The organism is Endozoicomonas sp. ONNA1, assembly GCF_024606325.1.
In the GTDB taxonomy this organism is placed as follows: Bacteria; Pseudomonadota; Gammaproteobacteria; order Pseudomonadales; family Endozoicomonadaceae; genus Endozoicomonas_A.
In genome coordinates this window covers 1-1,396 of the sequence record NZ_JAHHPN010000663.1, presented here as the reverse complement: position 1 = coordinate 1,396, position 1,396 = coordinate 1, and the positions used below count along the sequence as shown (strand labels likewise).

General features: G+C 35.8%; 1 protein-coding gene. It reads right to left on the bottom strand.

Annotated features, from left to right (window positions below):
• Window positions 1–68 precede the first annotated feature (68 nt).
• Complete coding sequence (locus KDK19_RS15675; RefSeq protein ID WP_257275503.1) at window positions 69–1,010, bottom strand: sulfotransferase family protein; 942 nt, start codon at window positions 1,008–1,010, stop codon at window positions 69–71.
• Window positions 1,011–1,396 lie beyond the last annotated feature (386 nt).

The following is a 1,396-nucleotide window of genomic DNA, read 5'->3' as shown; positions in this document are numbered from 1 at the left end:
GGCCATACCGGGCTCATTTCTCGAAAAGCTCGGCTATCGACCAGATAAACGATCGTGGCATAGATTAACTACCTTATATAGAGCTTTCTAAAAAACGAAATAAACCTCCAAGCTCGTGAAGAATAAATATGTCTTAGCTCGTCTTCTTTCGACTCCGCCTTTGACTTTTCTTCCAATAACTCTTGCTTGTACTTTAACTGTGTAGTTTGATTTTGTTCTTTTAGCGTATTTATGACTGAATTAAGCCTCTCAATCGTCTCAAGCTGTTGACTTGCAACACTTTCATTTAAATTCAATCGTTCTATCAATTGAGATATTGGCTTTTGCTTATTAAATTCTGCGAACCATTCAGGGTTAGAAAGATCGTGATCTTGCACCAGGTAATCCCCAATCATTTCATAACCAAACAGTAGAAAGTCTTTCTCGTATATTCTATTAACAGTTCTAATCGCTTCCTCATTATAATATGAAAGACAATCTTCTTTTTTTTCCGTGCTTTCATTAATTTTTTCTAATTTATTACTGAGACCTAGAACTGAACTGATATATAACATATCCCTGTCTAATCTCTCGTAACGACCAATAAAATCTACATAACATTTCTGCCCATCATAAAAAAAATAATGCTGCGGACAAAAATGTATATATTTATAGTCGTATCTGATTTTAGTTTCATCTAGCTCAACTATAAAATCATTAAAATCTTCACTTATATTTCTTAATTGCTTTCTCACTTCAAAGTAAGCAGAACAAACTCGTTCATAGGGATTCCTTACAAATCCAAAAACAAATTTATTTTTATCAAGCAAGTATTTGAAATAATCAGTTTTTGCCAAATCATTCATGGTGATGTGTGGTTTATCTACAGGATGATCAATCCCTTTTATATAACCTCGGTCCCAGAAAAAACCGTCGAAGTCATCAAAACTTTCCAAAGACTTTCTAATACTACAACCAGCAACTTTAGGATTATGTATGAATACACAATTTTTCTTACCAGAAATAATCATAAATACTGCTCACTCAAGGAATAGATTTCCCGTTCAGTATAAAATATATTGACTTGGTATCTTGGATGATTTTCGCATTGAAATACACCTCTGCGTACATCTTTTTCAAGCACCACCATCCTTGGAACACCATTTGTAGAAGGTCGCTGTCTTCAACCCGCGTTCGCGGCATAATTCAGGAACAGACGTCCCTATTTAGACTTGCCTGAGAATGAAAATAATCTGGTCGTCCGAGTAATTGCTATGTAGAAAGAACGGATTGCCAACTGCCCGTGTTTCAGTGCCAGCTGTCTCAATTAACGCACCTATATACACACTTCAGGTTATGCAGGTCCTGAGAAATATCAATCTACTGGAGCAACTGCCAATACATGAGCCCTTCTTCC

Excerpts from the sequence above, each read along its gene's own strand:
- KDK19_RS15675 (WP_257275503.1), bottom strand. The coding sequence starts at position 1,010 with ATGATTATTTCTGGTAAGAAAAATTGTGTATTCATACATAATCCTAAA.